The sequence below is a fragment of the Arthrobacter sp. TmtSoilC48 genome, assembly GCF_059739425.1.
This window is the reverse complement of the sequence record NZ_AP046049.1, coordinates 3988989-4011591: the sequence shown is the minus strand read 5'-3', so window position 1 is coordinate 4011591 and position 22603 is coordinate 3988989. Positions and strand designations below refer to the sequence as shown.

The following is a 22603-nucleotide window of genomic DNA, read 5'->3' as shown; positions in this document are numbered from 1 at the left end:
TAGACGGGCCTTAAGCGGCCTGTGCAAGGCTGTTTTGCCACCTAGTCCCGTTTCCGAAATCTAACCTGCGAAGTGAGCCGCATGTCGGTCATCCACAGAAACAGAAGGTTGGATCGAGTGTTCGATTCTGAGGTTCAGCGCATCCTCGATTTCGTTGGCCGCGGCATAAGCGTGCGGATTATTGGAGCCCCCGGAAGCGGCAGGACCACGGTGCTGCAAAATGTCGTGGCCAACCTGGAAAAAACCGGCATCGCAATCCACTTAGTCAGCGGCCTTCGGACGCATCGCTCAATTCCGTATGCAGCCATCAAGAGCCTGGGTTTAGAGCTTCGGCCCGGCCGCAGCGGAGTTATGGATATGGCAGATGCGCTCTCAAGCCAGATATCCAAGCCTGGAAAGCACGTCCTGATAGTGGACGACATCCATCTGCTGGACATCGAATCGCTGGCGGTCCTGGAATCCGTTCGGCGCAGGTCCGATTGTCCGCTGATCGTCACGGCTCCGGACAGCGGCTCGATCTCAAGAGGTCAACTGGCCGTCATGAACAGTGGCCGCGAAGCTTTGCTGCAACTGAACCCACTCCATTTTGAGCAGGTACACACTTTGGTGACGCAGGTGCTGGGGGCTGCTGCAGATGCCGACACAACAGCCAGAATCCTGACCAAGTCCGGCGGCAACCCTCGGCTCATCGTCCGCATTACGGAGACCGCGGCCTTAAGCGACCTGCTGGTTATGCGTGGCCGGCAGTGGCAAATGACAGGTGACAGCCTCTGGAACGAGCATCTGCGAGGAACCCTCGAAGAGCTACTGGCGGACCTGGAACCGGAAGAAGTCACTGCCCTGCACACTATGGCAATCCTTGGCACCGCCCGTGTAGACGTTCTTCAAAAGGTGGTTCAGCCCGATGTGCTGGAAGGCCTTGAACGGCGGGGATTCCTGTCAGTCATGGACGATCACCACAATGGACCGATCGCGGCGATAAGCCCGCCAGTCATCGCAGACTATTTCCGGGGCCAAAAGACGCTCAGGGACCGGCACCTCTTGCGGAACAAGATTGCTGGTGCACTTGAGGGCGTGCCTCAAACTGCGCAGGGCAATTCCACCACTGCTGACTGCCTATCCCGGGTGCTGGGGTCCTTGCGGCTCGAAAAGGGAAACGATGACGCCGTAACCGCCCGGCATTTTCACGATCACAGTGCGGGCCGCGAACGCACGCGCTATGAACGATGGCAAGCGAACAAGTCCGCGACCAATGCTGCCGCTCTGCTCAGGGTTTACTGGGGAGCGCCGGTGAACGTTATGCGGGCAACCCGCGTCTGCCAGGAGACGTCAACGCTCAACGGCGACCCCAATGACGTTCTCTTCCTCGCGATCACCAAGGCTTTCCTTGCAATCTACTCAGGGCAAGGCGTGAGTGCGGCAGTGGACATCCTGAATGGATTCGCCGAGCAGAACCCGGAACAGGCCTCTACGGCCGAGGCCGCGATCCTCTTCATCAACGCCTCGCATGGTCGGATTCCGCCAAGTGTCGAACCTTCCGCCGAGGGCTCTGAGCATGAACCGCTGGGCCTGGAAGGACTCGTCAAAAGCTTGCTTGAGCTGTATCGCTTTCAGCCGGGTAAGGTCCTCGACGTGACAGAGAAGGCTGAGGACGACGACGCCTTCCCGCATCTTCGCCCGTTTCTTCACGGTTTCGCGCTTTTTGCAGCAGGCAGGATCGAGGACTCCTTGGTCTTCGCGCTGGATTGGCGTGCCGAGGCCCGCCGAAATCTCGATCAGTTCGGAGTCGTGGCCAGTAGCTATGTTGCGGCGCACGGTCTGCTGTACCGCGGCTACTTCGAGGAAGCCGAGTACCTCATGAGCAGCGTCTTTGCCATGGGCCGTCCCGGCTTCGTCGTCGATGTCCTTTACGACGCCATGCTGCGGCTCGCAGGCCTACGGCATGCGACCACGGCGATCTCGCCAGCGCTGTCCATCGCGTCGCAGGCGCGGAGTGAGGTTCCTGATGTTGGTCCGTTGCCCGGTATCGGCAAGGGTGTACATGAGCTCGTTTCCGCAGAAACTACCCAGCCGTCGGTTTTTGACCGGCATGCAGTCAAGCTCATCAAACGCCAGATGAAGAGCGGCTACATTCTGGAAGCAACCATGACAGCACTCCTATGTACATGCCTGTGTCCCGGTGCCCCGGTACTGGATCTGCTGCGCAAGATCCTGCGGGACAGCGGTGTAACGGCTCACGACCAGATGATGGCCGTTGCCACCGCCGTTGTGGAAGGCGATCACAAGCTGCTTGGTCTCCTCCTGAAACACTACGAATTGGATGCCGACAACTATCAGATCGGCATGCTCCTTCGAGGTGCCCTCAAGCGCCACGTCCTGGAGGGAAACACCGCGGCGGCCGAGGCCATGGCCGAAGCTTCCTCGATGTTCGCGGCAAGATTTCCCACAACCAACGAGCAACTCTCGTTCAACACTTTCAGGACGACGCCACTCACCGAACGTGAAATTGAGGTCGCTGCGTTGGCAGGACATCGCTCAAACGTTGAGATTGCTGAACATCTTGGGATCAGCGCGAGAACAGTGGAAAACCACATCTCCAACGCCCTGCGAAAAACCGGCGCAACCTCACGTAATGGCCTCTTCATCCTCGTGGGCAATTCAATGGCAGCACGCTGACTCACGTTAGGCTGAACGCATCTTTCAGTACGAGTCTCCGGTGACACCGGCAGAGCTCAGACCTTGATGCGTGAAGGGTTCTCGTGAGCAATTCCCCGGCCTTGGCCCGCCGCCTCGGCACCTTCGATGCTTCCCTCATTGGCTTAGGCTCCATGATCGGCGCCGGGGTTTTCGCGGCCTTCACACCAGCCGCGGCGGCTGCAGGATCCGGGCTGCTGATTGGCCTGGTTGTCGCGGCCTTCGTGGCCTTCTGCAATGCGACGTCCTCCGCGCAACTGGCTGCCAGATACCCCACCTCCGGCGGAACATATGTCTACGGACGGGAGCGGCTTGGGCCCTGGTATGGCTTCCTGGCTGGATGGGGATTCGTAATCGGCAAGACGGCCAGCGCCGCGGCCATGGCGATGACCTTCGCGGCCTATGCCGCACCGGCAGGTTGGGAGCGCCCGGTGGCGATTGCCGCCGTCGTAATTTTGACGGCTGTGAACTATCACGGGGTGACTCGAACGGCGGGACTTACCCGAATCTTGGTGATCGCGGTCCTGACCGCTTTGGCGATAGCCCTGGCCGCCGTTTGGGGTGGTTCGGGACCTGACTTCAGCAATTTTGTGGGGGAGGGTCTGCTGGCACACGGTTGGTACGGCATCTTGCAGTCGGCCGGGCTGTTGTTCTTTGCCTTCGCCGGCTACGCAAGGATTGCCACCATGGGGGAGGAAGTTCGCGAGCCTCGCCGCACCATTCCCAGGGCAATCACGATCGCCCTGGGAATCACCATCGTCATTTATGCCCTCATAGCGGTCACGTTGTTGGCGGCGCTGGGACCCGAGGGTGTTTCCGGGACCCCGACACCCCTCGCCCACGCTGTCACGGCTGGTGCGATGCCTTGGGCAGCTCCGATTGTTCGGATCGGAGCCGCAGTCGCCTCTTTGGGGGCCCTCCTCGCGCTGATCGCAGGGCTGGGCAGGACGAGCCTGGCGATGGCCCGCGAACACGACCTCCCGCACTGGCTCGCGGCCGTTCATCCTCGCTACAAGGTTCCCCACCGGGCCGAAACGACGCTCGCCGTAGCAATTTGCCTGATTATTGCCGTGGCTGACCTCAGGGGCGCCATCGGTTTCTCGTCGTTCGGTGTGCTGCTGTATTACTTGGTTGCAAATATCGCGGCCTTCACCCAGCCTGCCGAGGACCGCCGGTATCCGAAAGCACTTCAAGTGGCTGGAGCTGTTGCCTGCGTGGCGTTGGTTGCGACACTGCCGCCGCTATCTGTCGGTCTGGGTGTGCTGATGTTCGTGGTGGGCATCGTGTTCAGGGTGATCCGGTTGCGCCGGAGTTCCTCCAGCCTTCGATAGGCCTACGCCGGAAACCGGCTGGGCACGACTCCACCTGGGGGTTCTTAGGTGGAGCCGTGCCGTTGTGCCTCCTTCGCCTGGGACGAGTGGGGTTCCCGCCGGACACCGGGTTTCCCGTCCCGAAGGCACAAGAGGAGACTATGGCCGGGAATAGCGGCCTAGGTGTTCTTTCGTTCGCTCTAGGTGCTCATATACGGGCAAATTCAGGGTATCGAGGGTGCCTCAATCCAAAAATGAGTGTTCGCAGGGACGGACTAGGTGGTGTGACGCGATTGCGCCCCGCTCAAAGACCACTGGCAGAATTGGCGCATGGAGTCACCCATCCAAGTCCCCGCCGTCGAGCTTCGTATTTCCCTTAGTGAGACGGACCCGCTGATTTGGCGGCAGCTCGTTCTCCCGGAGAGCGCCACCGTTGCCGATCTGCACAGCGCGATTCAATGCGCATTCGATTGGAAGAACGCACATCTTTACGCCGTGGCCGGCCATGACCGGGCGGGCAAGAAACGGATCATCACCAGGATCGCCGAAGACGACGACCCACTTGAAGGCTCGGAGGAGGCCAGCGGCGTAGAACTGGGCGAGTTGTTCGACTCAAGCCAGCCTGGGAAGTCGTCCTTTGAATACGACTACGACTTTGGCGACAACTGGACTCATGAAATCGAAGTCGTGGGACCCGCATTGGTTCAGGAATCGACCATCACGTGCACCGGCGGCGCAATGCGTGGCCCAATCGAGGATTCAGGGGGAGTGCATGGCTACGCCAACGTTGTGCGGGTGGTCGGAGATCCAAAGCACCCAGAGCATACGGAAGCTGTTGAGTGGCTTGAGCTGGTAACACAGGAGAAGGCATCAAAGTTCGACGCCCACGCTTTCGACCTTGATGCTGTTAATGGGCAACTGACTCGTTTGGCGCAGCGGCTCTGGCCAGGTGAGGTAGCCCCTGACGAGATGGAATTTGTTCTGGGGCCAGCTCTTTGGTTCTTGAAGGAGGCGGAGCTTGACGGATTCCCGCTGACATCGGCTGGCTACCTGAAGCCGATTGTGGTCAAGCGGGCAATGGCTGAATTGGGATGGCAGGAGGTCTGGCACGGAAGTAGTTCCACGGAGTACAACGTGGCCCCAGTACGCATCGTCCGCCAACACTTGCAGGAATGGAAACTCCTGCGAAAGAACAAGGGCAGGCTCGTCCTGACCCCAGCGGGTAGAAAACTGGTAAACAGGCCAGCAATGTTGTGGCACTACATTGCTGACCGTTTGGCATCACCTGACGGTGCGGGACTGGATGTCGTTACCCAACTCAAACTGCACTGGGAATTATCCGGTAATCGCCCACCACGGAACCTGAGTGCCCAAGTAGTCCAGTTGGCGCTCAACGAGCGCGGCCTCCGGTTGATGAACGGCGCCGATATACCCATTGAAGTAGCTCGCGAATTGGAGCAGGTCGTCCAAAGCGCATTCCACTGCCTAAGGCTTTGGGGCTCCGAAAAATGGGGCCAGTATGAGCGTGAATTGTCCGACGCCGGCACCAAGTTCCTCCTCGACGTCCAGCGCCGTCTGGGCGAAGGCTAGCCAGGGTCCGCGATCAATCGCTCGGGTGCGCCAGCTTTTTCAGCAGCGCCACCAGGTCACCGACGGGCGCCGGCTCGAAGAATTGGGCATCGGCGAGCTCCACGGCGGCGATCGCACGTGGAGCCAATTCGGAGCCCGCTTCAGTAACACGTAGCCGTTTTGCCCTGGTATCCGAGGGATCGACTTCCCGCTCAATGAGACCCTTCACCTCCAAGGTCCGGAGCACCTGCGAGGCCATTTTCACGTCGGTACCGGCCTGGCGGGCAACGGCGAGCTGATTGGGATGCTCGCCTTCTTTGTTGAGCCACCAGGTGCAGGCGAGCAAAACGAACTGAACGTGAGTGAGGCCGATCGGAGCCAACGCCGCAGCAACCTCGCGTTGCCAGCGCAAGGTTGCGTGCCACAGCAGGAAACCGGGACTCTCGCCCGGGTTGAGCGGCATCAGCGCTGGGCGAGTTCGACGAGTGAAGCCATTGTCTCCGGCCAATCGGCAGTAATGGCAGGCCCGATCTCGGGGCCAACCTGGTCTGCACCCGCACCGGTGATCTCCATCCTGTAGACCAGCCGGACTCGACCGCCGTCGAGCCTGTCCAAGCGGTGGGCGGTTCGGATCAGCAGCTCATCAAAGCGAGCTTCGTCGACGAACAGCTCGCCGTTCACCACTTCAGCGATTCGCAACTGGATGGGTTCATCCCCGGGTGGCGTCATAAGGATTTGCGAGCCCACCGCGAAGGGGCCATCGATCTCAACGCGTTCAATTTCGGCGTTCCAGGAACCCCAGTTTTCAACGTCGGCCCAAAGCTGCCAGAGCGCCTGGGGTGCCGCGCTGGTTTCAACGCTGTGTTCGTAGTCCCACATGATTGCCTCCCAAAGCTAGATGATCTACGCACAGACTATCTATGCGTAGATCATCCTGTCCAGTGGCAGTTTCAGAAGCTCCTACTCACAGCCGATGCCGTCATGGTCGTTGTCCAGGCCATAAATGTCAGACCCAACCACTGTCACCGGGCCTCGGACATAAGCAGGTCCGTTGCCTTTGCCTCCGGCACAGTCGACGTCGGACGCAACAGGCACGCAGGCACCGGCGTAGTTCGGGTCGCAACCACTTTGAATGGCAGGGGCTGGGGCAGGCTTCGCAGCCGCAGCGGCAGCAGCCTGATCTGCCGCGGCTTGATCGGCGGCTGCTTTGGCAGCGGCCGCTTGGTCGGCGGCGAGCTTGTCTGCGGCAGCCTTATCAGCCGCTGCCTTGTCCGCTGCAGCTTTCGCGACTGCGTCCGCTGCCGCCTTCTCTGCCGCGGCTTTTGCAGCAGCGTCGGCCGCGCGTTGATCAGAAAGCTTTGTTGCTGTTGCGGAGTCCAGCCAGGCGAGTTTTCCGGATAGATCGACGGTGCAGATGTATGTTTCGCCGGCCACAGCTTGGGTGTTCTTCTCGGAGGTGCAGGCTTTCCCGGCTATCTGGCTTGGCGTTGGACTAGGCGTAGGCGAGGGAGATGCCGACGTCGATTCCTTGGTGCTGCTCACCGATCCAGCAGCTCCCATGGACCCCGAACCGCAACCGGCAAGCAAAATCATCAGTGACCAGATGGCCGTGATACCGAGTGCTTTACTGCGAAAATCCCGTGACGATTTGCCGCCGAAAAGCGAGTGTTTTCCGGCGCGCGAAAGTTGTGCGTGCAATGTGTTGCCCCCTTAGAGTGCGCCCATGCGAAAGGCGCGTGGAGCGACAGTAACACCGGTCACATGGGCCCCAACAGGAGAAGTCTTCTATGACTTATCGCACGGGGTGGGGGACTGCTTCTAGCCGACCTCCTCGTTGTCCTCGCGGTAGTCGTCATCCTCTTCGAAGGAGGGCGCCAGGGCCTGCTCGATATAGTCTGCTTCCGCAGCCTCTGCTTCAGAGACGCCTTCGAGCCGCGTAAACGCTGAACCGCCAGGAAGCACATCTGTCCGCTGCTCCAGAACATCGGCCTCAGGGGCATCATCGGGTAGCGGTTTCGTTAGTTCGAACTCCTCGGAAACCTCCGGGAGGACGGGCGTTTGTTGCTCAAGGGCATCGGCCTCCGGCACTTCACGAGGCGATTCCGGCTCCTGTCCGATGTTCATCGTTTTCCTCCTTCTCATTAACGGACTCGCTAATAGACCTGTATGGCTCCTAACCTGAGCCCAACAACCACGATGGGTCAGTTTGGGTTTCCTTCGGGTGCCGGCGCAGTTTCCGGATCAGCAGTTCCAGTGGCCACACCACCACCCGAAGAACCCCGGCTGCCAGCAACAGAATCACAAACAGCACTATGGCTGGCAGGCAAAAAATGAACACCGTGATTGCCGTTATGAGATAACCGGCGATATAAGCCGTCATCACTCCGGTGTCCACCGTGAGCTCCCGAAGATTGAATTACCAATAGAGGATCTTGCCCGGTGTACGCACCAGGCTACGGACTAACGGGTTTCGGTGGGAGCCGAGCTGGTATTGGTGCCGGCGCCCGAAGAAGCGCCCCGCGTGATGGGTATCTTCCGTGACTGTTTCTCCGATTGCTCCGGCATCGGAATCCGCACTTCGAGGACGCCATCTGTATAGGAGGCATTGACGTCTTGTTCGGAAACCGCCATCGGAAGTTTCACTGTTCGGGAAAAAGTGCCGTAGCGGAATTCTGAGCGGTACCCCCTCTTATCCTTGTGCTCGGACTTTTCCTCATGGCGCACATTGATCTGAAGTTCGTCACCAGACAGAGTGATATCGACGTCCTTTTCAGGATTGATGCCAGGAACCTCGGCTTTGACTACCATCGATCCACCGTCCCGGTATTCCTCCACCCGGAGCCAGGAGCCGGTCTCTCCTTCAAGGAACCGACGGACAGGATCGGCAATGTCGCTGGCCGACCAACGAAGTAGATTGCTCATCGTGGTGCCTCCTGCTTGTTACCAGGCCCCGCGGACCGACCCCGGGCGGGGCCTTAATCGGATCTACACAAATAAAATACGCCGAACACGCAACGTTGTTAAGACGCTCCTTGGCTCATGAATCTTGCCGGATCAAGCCTCCGAGGAGGCTGCAAAAGGCTATCCCTCCACCATGGCCGCGGACACTCCTGAAGCGTTCTCGCTTTCGAACACAGGGCCTGCAGACGGTCGTTTCGCCCGGCGTTCCTCTCCAGGACCGTGCGGACGAAGCTGCTTGAACACCCAGGGAACGAAGTACGCCTTTGCCCATGCGAGGTCACCAGCTCTGGCTTGACGCCAGCTGCGTTCGGGCAGCTCTTTGGGTTCCAGCGGCTTCAGGCTATGCGGCACATTGAGCGTCTCCAGCACGGCGATGGCCACGGTGTGATGACCCAGTGGGGAGAGATGCAGCCGGTCAGGGTCCCACATCCTCGGATCCCGGAGTTGCCTCAGCGCCCAAAGATCTGTGATGAGTGTGCCGTGGCGGGCAGCAATAGCGTGTACGTTCTCGTTAAAGATGGCCACTTTGCCCCGGTTGCGCCCCAGCACAGGGGTGGACGCCCAGTCCGGTCCCGTGAACAAAACAATCGTTGCGCCTGTCTCAGCCAAGAGGCTCACGCCGGTCTCAAGTTTGCCGGCCAGCTTGTCCGGATCACTGCCGTGGAAAACCATGTCGTTCCCGCCTGCAGACAAGGTGATCAGATCCGGCTTCAGGGTTAGCGCCCGTCCGACCTGCTGGTCGAGGATCTGCTGCAGCAGCAAACCCCGCACGGCCAGGTTGGCATAGGCAAAATCCGGATGGTCGGCTGCCAGCTCTTCGGCAACACGGTCAGCCCAGCCGCGCAGCCCTCCGACGCTTCCTGGTTCCGGATCCCCAATCCCTTCGGTGAAGGAATCACCAAGCGCCACATACCTGCTCCATGGGTGCGAGGGGTCTTTGATACTCTGCCCAGCACCCGCTTTGAGATCAACAAGGCCTTCGGGGGTTACCCGGCCACGCCACCTCATTGCCCTACCTCCTTGTAAGGAAAAAGGTTTCTTACAATGTGGATAACGGCAGCACTTGTCGTGATGTTCCCGGAAGTACCGGCCAGCTAGAGGAACATTTCCTCCGCCACCACCGACGCCCCTGTCCCCAACCCGCGGACGGTCCACCCCGCACTTCGCCAAGCCTCGGCGTCCAGTACGTTCCGGGCGTCCAGCACCATCCGGCGTCGCACCAGCGAGCCCGCAAACGACGGCGAGAGGGACACGTATTCGTCCCATTCGGTGAGCAGAAGCACCAGCTCAGCACCCTCAAGGGCACGCTTGGTTGAGGCCTCGAAACGGATCTGCGGGTAGCGGATCCAGGCGTTGTTGATGGCTTTGGGATCGGTCACGGTTATATGTGCGCCGGCAGATGCGAGCTGCTGCGCGACGTCCAGGGCCGGGGAGTCGCGGATGTCGTCGGTGTCCGGTTTGAATGCTGCGCCGAGGATCGTCACCGTTCTGCCGGACAGGAAACCGCGGCACATTTCCCTTGCCACATCCACTGCTCGGCTACGCTGGTCCAGGTTGATGCTGTCCACCAAGGCCATCCATCGGTCCACGGACGGTACGGAAAGCTCGCGCGACTGGGCGCGGAACGAACGGATGTCCTTGGGCAGGCACCCGCCGCCGAATCCAAGCCCGGCATGCAGGTACCGGTTGCCGATACGCGGGTCCAAACCCATCGCTTCGCTGAGCTCGCTGACGTCAGCACCCGAGGCATCGCACAGTTCTGCCATCGCGTTGATGAAGCTGACCTTCGTGGCCAGGAACGCGTTCGACGCCGATTTGATCAGCTCCGCCGTCGCAAAGTTGCAGACCAATCGAGGGATACCCGCGCTGATCAGGGGCTCGTACACCGCGTCCAGAACGGCGGTCACCGGAGCCCCGGCGGCGGCGCCCTTGCCACCGGGAACGCCGTAAACCAGGCGATCAGGAACCAAAGAATCCTTGACGGCTGTGCCTTGACGCAGGAACTCCGGGTTCCAGCCGAGCAGGACGTCCGAGCGTCGGGCCAGGACCGCGCGCAGCGTCTCCACAGTGCCTACCGGCACCGTTGATTTACCCACGACGGCGGCACTCTTGGCCAAGTGGGGCAGGAGGCTCTTCGTGGCGCTCATCAGGTAGGAGAGATCGGCCGTGTCAGAGGTCTTGGACTGCGGCGTGCCCACGCAGAGGAAATGAACTTTGGCGTCGGCTGCCGCTGAGAAGTCAGCGGTGAACTTCAGCCGGCCCGTGGTGCGTCCATCACTGAGAAGTTCGTCCAGGCCAGGTTCGTGGAAGGGAGCCAGCGCCTTGTTGAGCTGCTCAACCTTGTGGGCGTCGACGTCGATGCCCACTACGGTGTGGCCCATGGACGCGAGTGTTGCGGCGTGGACTGCGCCGAGGTAGCCGCAGCCGATCACGGATATTTTCATGCCGAGGGTCCTTTGCTTGAGGTCAATTCGGTGGGGCCGGCTTCGCTGGGAATGCCGGCGACAACTTCGTTGTAATGCCGCACCAGATCGGCGCTGAGCACGGGCCACGTCCGGCCTTGGACCGAAGCGGTTGCAGCCGCAGCGAACGCGCGGCGCTTGGCGTCGTCGCCCATCAGGTCCTGAACGTAGCTGCGCAGTTGAGCGAGGTTCCCCGGCTCGTACAGCCAACCGGTGCGCGAGTTTTCCACGAGGTCCAAGGGGCCGCCGCGGCCGGTCGCGACCACAGGAACGCCCGAAGCCATGGCTTCCTGGATGGTCTGGCAGAAGGTCTCGAACTCGCCGGGATGGACGAAGAGATCGAAGCCCGCCACAGCCTGCGCCAACGAATCCCCACCGAGGAAACCAGCAAAGTGGGCGCTCGGCAGGGCCGCTTGGAGTGCCTCCCGTTGCGGGCCATCACCAACGATCACCAGCTTGGTATCCGGCAGGTCCGCCAGCACGGCGAGGTCTTCCACCTGCTTTTCCACGGCGAGGCGGCCGACGTAGCCGATGATCCGCTGACCCTGCGGCGCTACCGATCTGCGCCACGCCGTCGAACGTTTCGCAGGGTTGAAGCGCGCGGTATCCACGCCGCGGCGCCACATATCCACTCGCAGGATGCCGCGGCCGCGCAACTGGTTCAGCGCGAACGTGGACGGCACGAGGGTCCGGGTGGCCAGGAGATGGATGTTGTCCACACGGTTCCACGCCCAGTTCTCCAGGAACGGCACCCCGTAGCGGGCGGCGTAGCTGGGAACCTCGGTCTGGTAGATCGCGACCGTCGGGATGCCGAGTTGATCGGCAGCCTGCACAGCCCGCCAGCCCAGCACGAATGGCGAGGCGAGATGAACGACGTCGGGGGCGAAATCGGCAAGGATTCGCTTGACCCGATTCACACCACCCAAAGCAACCCGCACATTCGTGTAACCCGCCAGCGGCACGGACGGAAGCCTGTGCACATACGCACCTTTGACGACGCTCGAAACATCAGTGTCCGACGTCGACGGCGCGATCACCATCACCTCGTCCCCGCGCTCCTGCAGATGCTCCAGCACCCGCAGGATGGAATGGGTTACCCCATTCATCAGTGGCAGGAATGATTCGGCGACGATTGCGATCCTCACGCCTTCAACGGTGGTCGGGGCGGTTGGCTTTGCGGGTTCGAACGGGTGGCCTGTGGAGGAAGAGTTGGTTAACAGGAGGGTGTCCTGTTTGTCGGAGCCGCCCGGTAGACTCCCGTTCAATGACGCGCTGCCGCGTCTCGACTTTGGGGGTTCAAAATGGGTGCTGTTATTGATGATTCGCGCGCGCTTGGGGGAGTAAGCGTACGACGCCGGCGCCGGGCGGCGGCGCGGACAGTCGCCGTCGGATTGGGCCTGGCTTTGTTGCTGGGAACGCTTGGTCCATTGACAACGACCGTCTCGCCGGCTGTTGCAGATGCGGTGACGAATGTTGTTCCTGTGGGGGACCAGCCTGGGAAAATTGCCGTAAACCCTCTGACGAACCAGGCGTATGTTGCCACGTTTGAGGGCGTGTTCGTCATCAATGGAGCTTCTGGCGGAGACGTCTTGTATTCGGGAGACATGCCCGTGGACGTTGCTGTGAACACTGCGACCAACAAGATCTACGTCAGCGAGATTGGTGGGTCCGTTGCAGTGGTTGACGGCGTGACGCACGCCGTAACGTCTTTGCCCGTGGGCTCCGGGGCTGGCGTGGTGGCTGTGAACGAAACGAGCAACAAGATCTACGTCGGTATCGCTTCCGGCGTTGCCATCATCGACGGTGTTACGAACGCAATTTCCACTGTTCCTCTCTCGGGAGGTGCACAGGACATCGTGGTCAACCCCGTCACGAACAAGGTCTACGTAAACTCCAGCGGAACTATCAGAGTCATCGACGCTGCTGGCAGCGTTACCGGCGACATTATCATCGGCGCTGGGTTCATTCGCGCCCTCGCAGTCAACCAGGCAACCAACAAGATCTACTACACCACGCTGGGAAGGTACGGTGCCGGAGTTGGCGTGATTGACGGCGCAACCGACAAAACCACGGATAAGATCGAATCTTCCAGCAAAGTGGGGATGTTAGCCGTCAACCCGGCCACCAATAGGATCTACGTGGCTGCAGACAGCAACTCCACGGACGGCTACGTCAAAGTCATTGATGGGGCCACCCTGACTGAGATTGTGCAGATCATCACCCCATCGCTTGTCAGCGACATAGTGGTGGATCAAACGAGCAACAAGATCTACGTCCCTATGTCCGGCCGGGGAACCACCGTCATCGATGGCGCCGACAACAGCGTCTCGGCGGTCTTCACGGGGCAGAACCCGGTTTCAGCGGCTGCGAACCCGTCTACGGGAAAGGCGTACGTGGCTAACAATGGCAGCGACTCCGTGTCGGTGATCGATGGGACGGTGCCGGCTCCTGTTAAGAATGACTTCAACGGCGATGGCTTTGCTGACATTTTGGCTCGGGAAGCTTCCGGCGTGCTGTGGCTTTACCCCGGTAACGGCGCGGGTGGGTGGCTGCCTCGCCTCCAGGTCGGGCAGGGGTGGAACGTCATGACGGCACTGGTTGCTCCGGGCGACTTCAACGGCGATGACCACGCTGATGTGCTTGCCCGTGATGGAGGGGGCCTCCTCTGGCTGTATCCGGGCAACGGTTCAGCAGGCTGGAAACCGCGGGTACAGGTCGGCAGTGGCTGGGAAGGCATGAGCGCGATCGAAGGGATTGACTTCCACGGCGAGGGGTTTGTAGACGTTGCAGCGCGCGACCGCGGAGGTGCCCTTTGGGTTTATCGGGGAGATGGCAGCGGCGGCTGGTTACCCAGGATGTGGGTCGGTTCAGGGTGGTCGGACATGTCCGAGATCACTGGCGTCGGCGACTTCAACGGGGACGGCCTGTCCGACATCGCTGCCCGCGACGGCGCCGGTGCACTGTGGCTCTACCCACCCAACGGTTACGGCAGCTGGCTGCCGCGACAGGCAATCGGGCAAGGCTGGAACGTCATGAACTCCCTGGTTGGACCCGGAGACTTCGACGGCGACGGGCGCGCGGATATCCTGGCCCGAAACGGCGCCGGAGAGCTGTGGCTGTACTCGGGGCAAGGCGGATCCTGGTGGCCTTCGGCTTCCCGTGTTGGGACTGGGTGGAACGGGATGACAGCGATTCTTTAGGCGAACGTCGATAAATAGGAAAGATCCACACTTCATGCGAGGCGAGTTTCTGACACTGAGCCCTTAAAAATGCGGCCGGTCCCAGACTAATTCTGGAACCGGCCGCTCAATGGAAATCGCTAGCTGATGGGGTACTCAAAGAACGGGCCGGTGTATGCGCCGCCCGTGTAAACGAGGGTGCCGGCACCCGGTGGAAGGTCGAGTACAACGCTGGCCGACACCTTTTCAGCGGGTCCCATGCCACCGCTCGGGAATTCAAGTGCATCGTCGATGCAAGAGTATGTTGCCGTGGTGCCCAGACTACCGTTGAAGGTCGTGCCATTGGCTGCAATGAACTTGAAATCGTGCGCGGACACCAAGTGCTTTGGGAAGGAATCTTGTGCGAGTTCCGGGGTGGTCTCTACGGTCATGGCAACGGCGATAATCCGGCCATTCTCCGCAGGCCGGGAATACGGCTCAGTGCAGACTGTGTCGAGGATGCTGTCCACAGTGAATTTGGTAGTGACCTTCTTGCTGCTCTGGTTGCTGAACGTTCCAATGTCGCCGAGACCAGCGATGAAATTGCCACGTGCAGACTTGGCGTTGCCTGTCGGCGAGGGCGTGGACTTGGGAGTGGCTACTGGTGTGGCAGTTGGAGCGGTGACCGGCTCGTCGGACGCTTTGGCCGATTCTGATGGGGTGTTTCTTGCGATGGCGCCACCGCAGGCGGTGAGCGCCATCGTGATCCCGAGAATAAGGGAAGCCCCCATGAGTGCTTTACGCATTGCTCTTCCTTCTTTAGATGCGAGTTGGAGTGATCTCCGCACTCTGCCCTGGTCTCGAACCAACACCGTCTGCCGACGACAGAGTCACCGCGAATCAGTCATATCATTGGCAACTTTTCCGCTGAGGATCACCATATCTGCGGTCTTCCTAGGATTATGGGAACCCGCGCTGAGCCACGCTTTGTTACGTGTGCAAGTGGTCCGGACGTCGGAAGACCCTTTGATTGCACGGGGGTGTTGATAGGGCTTACGCCTTGGAATAGGGCGGATAGGTTGCGCCTATCCAGCCTGCCCACCCCGCGCCCGCTTCAGATCCTTCCGTAGCCCGCGGTTGTCCGCCCGGAGCTCGCGATTGTCGTCGGCCAGGCCCCGGTTGTCCTCCGTCAGTCCCCGGTTTGCGGCCTCCAGCTCCAGCACGCGCTTCACCCCGGCCAGGTTCAGGCCTTCGTCCAGGAGCGCGCCAATCCTCCGGAGGGTCTCAAGGTCCTGTTCGCTGTAGCGGCGAGTGCCGCCGTCGGTCCTTTCAGGAGTGAGGAGCCCTTTGCGCTCGTACTGCCGAATGTTTTGCTGCCCGGTGCCTACCAGTTCGGCCGCAACGGAAATGGCGTAGACGCCACGACCGTCCCGGTCCGCAGCGTCACGTGCGGCAGCGCCGTCCGCCTCCGCGGGCGTACCGCCGTCGTGATCCAGACGCTCGGTGTCACCATCGCCAGCCATGCAAACCTCTCAAAAAATCTTTGAAAAAACCTCTTGCACCACTCTCTCACCAGTGCTATAAAAAATCTATACCAGCCAACACAGATCTGGAAGGCTGGCAGAACAACAAAACCGCATCAAGATCTGAAGGAGTGAGAACCAAATGCTGATGCGCACAGACCCGTTCCGCGAATTCGACAGGCTCGCCCAACAGGTTTTTGGCACAACAGCAAGGCCTGCCGGCATGCCGATGGATGCTTGGCAGGAGGACGGGCAATTCATTGTTGCCTTCGATCTGCCGGGCGTCACGCCTGATTCGGTGGAACTGGACGTCGAAAGCAACGTCCTGACGGTTAAGGCAGAACGTAAGTCGCCTGCGGGCGAGAACACCGAGATGATTGCCGCCGAACGCCCGCAAGGCGTCTTCAGCCGGCAGCTCATTCTGGGTGACACCCTGGACACCGAAGGCATCCAGGCCAGCTACGACGCAGGTGTGCTGACACTCCGCATCCCCGTCGCCGAGAAGGCAAAGCCGCGGCGTATCGAGATTTCTTCCAATAGCCAACGGCAGGAGATCAACGCCTAACCAAAGCTGCCCCGTTGGAGCTCCACCCGGGGGTGGCTGACCAGCGGGGCGTCAGGCCGGGAGCTTCAGACCGACCGCATCGGAACAGATGGGCGCAGGCTTCGCGCCACGCCACAGCACTTGTCGTGCAGATGAAACGCGGTCCCCGACGTTGTCTCCCGATTGATGGCCCCCGGCCCATGCCGGGGGCCATCGCCAAATCCGCAGCACTTATCCGGAACCAGCAGTGAGCACCAAACAACCCGACTACTACGCGATCTTGAACGTGGCTCCCGGCGCGACAGCCCGTGAAATCACCCACGCCTACCGCTCGCTGCTCCGCACGCACCACCCCGATACCCGCAAAAAGGCCGACGACGGCGACACCACCAAGGCGGCCGACCTCCAGAAACTGCACGCCATCATGCAGGCGTATGTTGTGCTCTCGGATCCGGCGAAGCGGAGTGCGTACGACCACAGCCGGAGAGCGGGTAGCTCGTCGGCCGGCTCGTCAGGGCCCAGCGGTTCCACCGGGAAGCCGGTAAAGGTCCGCGTCCACAAGACGCCGGCTACTCCCGCTGCCAGTCAAAAGGATCAGCAGCCTCTCGTGTTCGGCCCGGTCCACTGGGAACCACTGCCCGGGACGAACCCCGGATACCCCTCGCCCAAAGCCCGAAGGAGATACTTATGAGTGCCTGGCGCTCGTACGACAGCCATCTGATGCCCGCGTTCTACGAGCGATTCGAGAATCGTTGGGGAAAGGGCACCGCGCCGTTCCTGGACCCGGAAGTCCACGAGCAGCCCATGCCGCGCGCTCAATGGATCAATGTTGATACTGGTGCGGCTGTGGCCGTGGTTCCCATTTGGACGGACGATCCCGAACATCGGTCCTTCGGCGTCTTCTACCTTCCGCCGGCCGGGGATATTTGGATCCTCCGCCCAGGGCCAACTACGTTCATCGAACCCGGAAAGGGTGGGAGCAAAGAGCAGGTCTCGTTGCGTAACGACGCCTTCAAGAAGGCAGTCCATCACGCCAAGGAATTCATCTACGGACCGCAGCCCTAGTATTTTGCATTGTCGGCCCAGTCCCCACGTCAGGATTCCCGAAGTACATCCGGAAGCTCGTCGACGTAGACGGTCTGGGGCGGCTCGAAATAGATCACCAGTACCTTCTCGCCCACAGGAAAGACGCTGGTCTTGTCGAATGGGTAGGCAAAAAATGCGCTGGTACCGCCATGGAAGGGGAGCATGACTTCGCCGATAGTGCCCGGGGCGATGGTCCCGGTCACCCTGCCGATCTTGCCGGTGAGGCTTCGATTGACCTCTCTATGCATCTGACGCCGCATCTGACGCCTTCGCCGGCGGGGACTTCACGGCCGTGGGCCGGGTGGGCGCCGCAGTCGGTCGGTTGGCTCCGTTCCCCTTCAAGGCCGAAGCCAGGGATGGCAGGAAGCTCCCAACCTGGGACAGGATTCCTCCCACCATGCTGTTCAGCCCGTCGCCGCCGTTGAGCACCGTCAGCTGACCGATGCGCGAGAAAGGCTCTGCCGCAGCCGAAACGATGGCGGGCATGTTCTCGGCGATTTGCTGGTTGATGACGGCTTCCTGGTTTGTCTCCAACGCTTCACCGCGGGCCTTGATGCCTTCCGCCTCAGCCAACGCCTTGGCCTTAACTGCGGATGCTGCTGCATTTCCTCGGGCCGTCGTCGCAGCAGCCTCGGCTTCACCTGTCACGCGGGTTGCGCCTGCCATTGCCGCTGCAGCTCCAGCATTTGCTTGGGCCTCGAGTTCAACGCGCCGGGCGTTGGCTTGCGCGTCGAGTTCGATGCGCTTCGCGAGGGCCTCGGCAGCACTGATATCAGCGGCCTTCTTCGCTTCAGCCTCGGTCCTCTGCGCGTAGGCCTTGGCATCGGCAGGCTTGCGGATGGTTGTCTGCAACTTCTGCTCTTCGCGGTCGGCCTCGAGCTTTGCCACCTCGGTCTCCTGGACCACCACCTGCTGCCGGGCAGTAGCATCGGCCAACGGTCCGGCTTGAGCAGCGTTGGCCCGGGCCTGTTCAGCATTCGCCTGCGCAGCGGATTGCTTGATGGCGGACAGGCTTTGGGCATCGGCAATCAGTGCAGCAGCTTCCGCTTCCTTCTCAGCCGCCTCACGGTTGCGTGTGGCCTCAGCGATCCGGGCCTCCATCTTGACCTGGGCAATGTGCGGCTTGGCAAGGTTCTGGATGTACCCCGTGGGGTCCTGCAGGTCCTTGATCTGCAGCGAATCCACCACGAGGCCAAGCTTCTCCATCTCCACGCCACTGGCACTGCGGACGAGTGAGGCGAGCTTGTCGCGCTCGCGGATGATTTCCTCAACAGTCATGCTGCCGATGATCGAGCGGAGATGCCCTTCAAACACGTTGTAGACCTGGCTCTCCATCTTCGGCTGCTGCCCCAGGAATCTTCGCGCAGCGTTCGCGATGAACGGGGGAGCGTCGCCAATCTTGTAGATCACCACGCCGTCCACAATCACCTGGATGCCCTGGGACGTCACACAGGAAACCTTGAGCTCCGTCTCATTCAGCGTCAGCGCCAGGGTTCGCACGGTCTGCAGTCCCGGAACCACCAAGGCGCCCTTGCCCGTGACGATCTTGAAATCCATGCCGTCCGTATTTTCGAGCGTGCCACGGGTCAACCCTGAAATGATCAGGGCCTCGTTCGGTTCCGCCACCTTCCACATCGCCTTGGTTGCCAGCCACACGAAGCCGATGACAACAACCACGCCAAGGATGCCGGCGATCAAGGGGAAAAATGCCGAGAGGTCGTTCATTGACCTTGTCCCTTCAGACGATGTGAACCGGCCTCATCCGTTGACCCCCATAGGCCATGTGCCTGTTCGTGTACACAGTCTCGTTGGGCTGCAGCAGGGAAGTCCAGCACTTTTGTGCGTCATTTGTGCCACGACCCCCAGCCAGGCTGGAGCCTGCCCCGTAACGCGGCAACCCGCCGTCGAGCCTTAACAAAGAAGGCTGGTGCAACCTTTGGAGAGAATCCGTAGGTGGCTGCACCAGCTGCTAGTACGACTTTCTGTTTATTAGTTGTGACACCTGTTCATTGGCCGCTCCTAGTTCCCGGCTTCTATTATTTCCGGGCCTTTTTATCGTCTGTGAAGTACTGGGCAAACATCCAACCGGCGGCGATCATCAGGATGCCCAGCACCATATGAGACCAGTTGTCCACAGAATTCAGCGACAGGAAGTTGGCTGCGGAATCGACTCCGACGCTCAGCCCATAGATGCTCAGCACGATGTACAGGGCGCCGAAGCCCATCAGGAAGTTCCTCGCGCCGTGTGCTGTGCGGGACATGGCCCAACCCGTCGCACCGATGGCCATCTGTACGAGGTTGAGCAGCACGGATACCTGGAATACGCCAAAGAGCATCGCATGCGAGTCCGGGCCGAAGAATTGCAGCTCCGGGTACTGCATGGTGATGCCTGGAATGAAGCCCAGGATGCCCACCAGCCCAACGATGACACCCACACCCAGACCTACCACCTGGATGTCTTGCCGTCCGAAATGGACACCGCGTGCATGTGAAGCAGACGTACTCATGTCGTCCTCCAGTCACCTTTGCGAACATCTCCCATTTTACGGCCGGTTCATGCAAAAAGCGCTGGAATTGGCGGTATTACAGGGCGCCTGCCGGGGGAGCGCTGCCTACCGTGGCACGATAGGACACGATGAAACTGCGCGCTGATCAGACCGGAAACCGTGGCCTCCCGATGCCCCTTTGGCTACAGGGCGGTTTGGAAGCGGCACAGGCAGCCTTCATTTCGGCCATCGTTGTTGTGCTTCCCCTAGTGGGAGTGTGGGCCACCGACGGATTCCAGAACCGGAACGTGGACTTCCTGGCGCGCCTGGCCGGGCAGGCCTGGCTGCTGATCCACGGTGTTCCGCTGACCTTGGCACAGGTCAACGTGGGCACAGCCGGCCAGCCTGGAACTGGTCTTCTTTCGCTGATTCCCTTGGGCCTGACGCTCATTCCGTTCCTGCTTGCATGGCGGGCGGGACGACGACTAGCCCGCGCTTCCTACACGGACCAGCTGTGGCAGGCGTTCCTCGGTGCCTGCCTTGTTTACGCCGCGTTCGGGACAGCGACAGGATTCGTGTGCCGCACCCCCGAGGTGGTCATCAACCTCTGGTTCGCCATGACCATCCCACTGATCTCCTTCGCACTGGGCCTGGTGGTCGGCGCCCGGCGTGAGGCAGGCTCCTGGAGCAGACTTATCGGTGTGGACGCCGTCGCCTGGATCGCGAAGACCAGCCAACACTCACGGTGGGCGGGCTCCTACGTCGGCTCAGCGCTGAAGGCCGGATTCGTTGCGACCATGGCCGCTGTTTGCCTTGCCGCCGTCTTGTTGGCCGTGGACATCGTGTGGCACTGGACGGACATCATCGCTGTTTACGAAGGCCTCCAAGCCGGCGCTCTGGGCGGGGCGGTCCTCACGATCGCGCAGCTCGGTTTCCTTCCCAACCTCGTGGTCTTCGCTTTGGCCTGGTCCTCCGGGGCTGGCTTCTCGCTCGGCGTCGGCTCGCATGCCGGGCCGCTGGGCACCGCCGTCGGACCCCTGCCTGCCGTCCCCGTTTTCGGTGGGCTTCCCGCCGGACAACTCGACGCCGGGGCCATGGCTCTCGCCCTCCCCGTAGTTGCAGGGATCATGGCCGGCTGGTGGTTCCTCCGCGAAGGCGAAAACCACTTCGACGAATGGCTCTCCATCAAGATCAAGGCCCGCTGGTTCACCGCCGCGGCGTCCACGTTGTTCCTGGGGGCGTTCGTTGGAGCTGTCGCCGGTGTCCTGAGCGGTGCGCTCGCATGGGTCGCCCGTGGTTCAGCAGGTATCGGCCGGCTCACGGAAATCGGACCCCACCCATTGTGGACGGCAGTCTGGCTGGCCGCCGAAGTGGGCATCGGCGTCGTGATCGGTTACGCAGTGGGGCCGTGGCTGGAACGCCGCCAGAAGCTGCGCGAGGCGAACCTGGACGAAGTAGCGTTCGACGACGAACACGCCTGAGGTTGCCGGCCGGGCATTTGGTTGGGCTCGGGTTTTGGTTGGGCTGGGCTCGCTTGGCTGGGCTCGCTTTAGCGGACCGGGCCCGGCATCGAGTCCTCAAGCTGCGTGAGGCACTGTGTCTTGGCGGATTCCGTCAGCGCCGAGCGAGCGCAATCCTGATAAGTGGTGACTTGTTTGAAGAAGAGCACAGACGTCAGAATCAGCAGGCACATGATCGCCGAGACCACGAGTCCCGAGATGGTGCCGAACAACACCAGCCGAGGGTGCTTGTACTTCACCGACCGGACCAGGACCACGATCCCGAGCACCAAACCGGCGATCGTCAGGATGGCGCTCAACCACACGTAGTTCACGTTCAGGGAGAACACGAAAAACGATCCCAAAGCCGACAAAAGGAAAGCGCGGAACAGGATCTGTGTCACGCCGAAGGCGGACTTTTCCGCGGCGGTGCGGGGTTGCTGGCTCGGCTTGCGACCGACGTCGGGATTCATGTTTTCCAGCCTACGCGAGCCGCCCATAAGCTAGTGCAATGCGCATTGTTGTCCTCGTGTCCGGTACTGGTTCCAATCTTCAGGCTGTCATCGACGCCGTGAAGTCGGGTGAACTGGATGTTGAGATCGCCGCTGTGGGCGCCGACCGCCCCGATACGTACGGTGTGGAGCGCTCGGACGAGGCCGGCATTGAGACCTTCGTGGTGAACTTCAACTCGTTCGAAACCCGCGCCGAATGGGACGCCGCCCTCCGCGACAAGGTCCTTTCCTATAACCCGGACGTGGTGGTGTCTTCAGGATTCATGCGGATCGTGAGCGCCGACTTCATCGAAGCCTTCAACGGCAAGTACGTCAACACACACCCGGCGCTGCTGCCGTCCTTCCCCGGTGCCCACGGTGTCCGCGACGCCATGGCTTACGGCGTGAAGGTCACGGGTTGCACGGTCCACTGGGCAGATGCAGGCGTGGACACTGGACCCATCATTGCCCAGGAAGCAGTATCCGTGCTGCCGAATGACACCGAGGAAACCCTCCACGAGCGCATCAAGGTAGTGGAGCGCCGCCTGCTGGTCCAGACTCTGGCCGACCTCGCCGCTTCTCCCAACTAGGTCGCATTTAAGCGCGTTTTGCGCCCTCAAAACGCGCAGTGCTGCTACTTAGATTCCGGTTGACGTCCTCTGCCTGTGGATAACGCCGCACGCCCATAGGGAAGTTTGTCAGCATGGGGCATGAAGACTCCGCGACCCCTTCCTGAATCACTCGCTTCGTTGCCTTTCACCTGGCAGGAAGCCGTTGCAGCGGGAGTATCCCGACGGCGGCTGAGTCACCGAAGCCTGGT

General features: G+C 61.0%; 24 protein-coding genes. 9 read left to right on the top strand and 15 right to left on the bottom strand.

Annotated elements, in window-relative coordinates; all coding sequences use genetic code 11:
* Positions 1-117: 117 nt before the first annotated feature.
* The 3 genes from AC6I97_RS18475 (at position 118) to AC6I97_RS18465 (ending at position 5594) form a co-directional block, all read left to right on the top strand.
* Positions 118-2676 carry a helix-turn-helix transcriptional regulator gene (locus AC6I97_RS18475; RefSeq protein WP_497945884.1) on the top strand — a complete coding sequence of 853 codons (2559 nt, stop codon included), beginning with the start codon at positions 118-120 and terminating at the stop codon, positions 2674-2676.
* An 83-nt stretch (positions 2677-2759) separates the two neighbouring features.
* Entirely contained in the window at positions 2760-4025 is a 1266-nt protein-coding gene (locus AC6I97_RS18470; protein WP_224091431.1) for an APC family permease, read from the top strand.
* A gap of 309 nt (positions 4026-4334) precedes the next feature.
* Positions 4335-5594 carry a plasmid pRiA4b ORF-3 family protein gene (locus AC6I97_RS18465; protein ID WP_224091432.1) on the top strand — a complete coding sequence of 420 codons (1260 nt, stop codon included), beginning with the start codon at positions 4335-4337 and terminating at the stop codon, positions 5592-5594.
* 13 nt (positions 5595-5607) lie between these two features.
* On the opposite strand, the gene AC6I97_RS18460 is transcribed toward AC6I97_RS18465, so the two are convergent.
* The 9 genes from AC6I97_RS18460 to AC6I97_RS18420 all read right to left on the bottom strand — a co-directional run bounded on the left by AC6I97_RS18460 (position 5608) and on the right by AC6I97_RS18420 (position 12141).
* Positions 5608-6036 (bottom strand): MarR family winged helix-turn-helix transcriptional regulator, encoded by a 429-nt coding sequence (locus AC6I97_RS18460; protein WP_224091433.1) that lies wholly within the window; start codon positions 6034-6036, stop codon positions 5608-5610.
* Positions 6036-6452 (bottom strand): SRPBCC family protein, encoded by a 417-nt coding sequence (locus AC6I97_RS18455; RefSeq protein WP_497945881.1) that lies wholly within the window; start codon positions 6450-6452, stop codon positions 6036-6038. The genes AC6I97_RS18460 and AC6I97_RS18455 overlap by 1 nt, the downstream gene beginning before the upstream one ends.
* 81 nt (positions 6453-6533) lie before the next feature.
* Positions 6534-7271, bottom strand: coding sequence for a hypothetical protein (locus AC6I97_RS18450; RefSeq protein WP_497945878.1), 738 nt, complete (start codon positions 7269-7271; stop codon positions 6534-6536).
* A 120-nt stretch (positions 7272-7391) separates the two neighbouring features.
* The gene (locus AC6I97_RS18445) at positions 7392-7697 is read right to left on the bottom strand and encodes an Rv3202a family protein (protein ID WP_497945875.1); all 306 of its coding nucleotides are present in this window, start codon (positions 7695-7697) and stop codon (positions 7392-7394) included.
* A gap of 49 nt (positions 7698-7746) precedes the next feature.
* The gene (locus tag AC6I97_RS18440) at positions 7747-7968 is read right to left on the bottom strand and encodes a hypothetical protein (RefSeq protein ID WP_497945873.1); all 222 of its coding nucleotides are present in this window, start codon (positions 7966-7968) and stop codon (positions 7747-7749) included.
* A 65-nt stretch (positions 7969-8033) separates the two neighbouring features.
* Positions 8034-8495, bottom strand: a complete 462-nt coding sequence (locus tag AC6I97_RS18435; protein WP_224091446.1) for an Hsp20/alpha crystallin family protein — start codon at positions 8493-8495, stop codon at positions 8034-8036.
* Positions 8496-8654: 159 nt separating this feature from the next.
* Positions 8655-9542, bottom strand: coding sequence for an SGNH/GDSL hydrolase family protein (locus AC6I97_RS18430; RefSeq protein WP_497945867.1), 888 nt, complete (start codon positions 9540-9542; stop codon positions 8655-8657).
* An 86-nt stretch (positions 9543-9628) separates the two neighbouring features.
* Entirely contained in the window at positions 9629-10978 is a 1350-nt protein-coding gene (locus AC6I97_RS18425) for a UDP-glucose dehydrogenase family protein (RefSeq protein WP_497945865.1), read from the bottom strand.
* The gene (locus AC6I97_RS18420) at positions 10975-12141 is read right to left on the bottom strand and encodes a glycosyltransferase family 4 protein (protein WP_309927365.1); all 1167 of its coding nucleotides are present in this window, start codon (positions 12139-12141) and stop codon (positions 10975-10977) included. The genes AC6I97_RS18425 and AC6I97_RS18420 overlap by 4 nt, the downstream gene beginning before the upstream one ends.
* A 282-nt stretch (positions 12142-12423) precedes the next feature.
* Between AC6I97_RS18420 and AC6I97_RS18415 the strand changes: the two genes are divergently transcribed.
* Entirely contained in the window at positions 12424-14196 is a 1773-nt protein-coding gene (locus AC6I97_RS18415) for an FG-GAP-like repeat-containing protein (RefSeq protein ID WP_497945861.1), read from the top strand.
* Positions 14197-14315: 119 nt separating this feature from the next.
* On the opposite strand, the gene AC6I97_RS18410 is transcribed toward AC6I97_RS18415, so the two are convergent.
* A complete protein-coding gene (locus AC6I97_RS18410; protein ID WP_309927369.1) occupies positions 14316-14960 on the bottom strand; it encodes a hypothetical protein in 645 nt (214 codons plus the stop codon).
* Positions 14961-15239: 279 nt separating this feature from the next.
* Positions 15240-15677, bottom strand: coding sequence for a MerR family transcriptional regulator (locus AC6I97_RS18405; RefSeq protein WP_309927371.1), 438 nt, complete (start codon positions 15675-15677; stop codon positions 15240-15242).
* 142 nt (positions 15678-15819) lie between these two features.
* On the opposite strand from AC6I97_RS18405, the gene AC6I97_RS18400 reads away from it, so the two are divergent.
* The 3 genes from AC6I97_RS18400 (at position 15820) to AC6I97_RS18390 (ending at position 17286) form a co-directional block, all read left to right on the top strand.
* Positions 15820-16242 (top strand): Hsp20/alpha crystallin family protein, encoded by a 423-nt coding sequence (locus tag AC6I97_RS18400; protein ID WP_224091460.1) that lies wholly within the window; start codon positions 15820-15822, stop codon positions 16240-16242.
* A 226-nt stretch (positions 16243-16468) separates the two neighbouring features.
* Positions 16469-16912 (top strand): J domain-containing protein, encoded by a 444-nt coding sequence (locus AC6I97_RS18395; protein WP_309927373.1) that lies wholly within the window; start codon positions 16469-16471, stop codon positions 16910-16912.
* Positions 16909-17286 (top strand): hypothetical protein, encoded by a 378-nt coding sequence (locus AC6I97_RS18390; RefSeq protein WP_224091464.1) that lies wholly within the window; start codon positions 16909-16911, stop codon positions 17284-17286. Before AC6I97_RS18395 ends, AC6I97_RS18390 begins: the two co-directional genes overlap by 4 nt.
* Positions 17287-17315: 29 nt before the next feature.
* On the opposite strand, the gene AC6I97_RS18385 is transcribed toward AC6I97_RS18390, so the two are convergent.
* The 3 genes from AC6I97_RS18385 to AC6I97_RS18375 form a co-directional block, all read right to left on the bottom strand.
* Positions 17316-17555, bottom strand: a complete 240-nt coding sequence (locus AC6I97_RS18385; RefSeq protein ID WP_216924834.1) for an NfeD C-terminal domain-containing protein — start codon at positions 17553-17555, stop codon at positions 17316-17318.
* On the bottom strand, positions 17548-19032 hold the full coding sequence (locus AC6I97_RS18380) for a flotillin family protein (RefSeq protein ID WP_224091468.1): 1485 nt from the start codon (positions 19030-19032) through the stop codon (positions 17548-17550). The genes AC6I97_RS18385 and AC6I97_RS18380 overlap by 8 nt, the downstream gene beginning before the upstream one ends.
* A 311-nt stretch (positions 19033-19343) precedes the next feature.
* Entirely contained in the window at positions 19344-19814 is a 471-nt protein-coding gene (locus AC6I97_RS18375; protein ID WP_497945855.1) for a DUF4383 domain-containing protein, read from the bottom strand.
* 128 nt (positions 19815-19942) lie between these two features.
* Between AC6I97_RS18375 and AC6I97_RS18370 the strand changes: the two genes are divergently transcribed.
* Entirely contained in the window at positions 19943-21274 is a 1332-nt protein-coding gene (locus tag AC6I97_RS18370; protein WP_224091470.1) for a cell division protein PerM, read from the top strand.
* A 68-nt stretch (positions 21275-21342) separates the two neighbouring features.
* Here AC6I97_RS18370 and AC6I97_RS18365 read toward each other — a convergent pair whose 3' ends face one another.
* On the bottom strand, positions 21343-21792 hold the full coding sequence (locus AC6I97_RS18365) for a hypothetical protein (RefSeq protein WP_309927383.1): 450 nt from the start codon (positions 21790-21792) through the stop codon (positions 21343-21345).
* 11 nt (positions 21793-21803) lie between these two features.
* On the opposite strand from AC6I97_RS18365, the gene purN reads away from it, so the two are divergent.
* Entirely contained in the window at positions 21804-22373 is a 570-nt protein-coding gene (gene purN / locus AC6I97_RS18360) for a phosphoribosylglycinamide formyltransferase (RefSeq protein WP_224166759.1), read from the top strand.
* Positions 22374-22603: the final 230 nt, after the last annotated feature.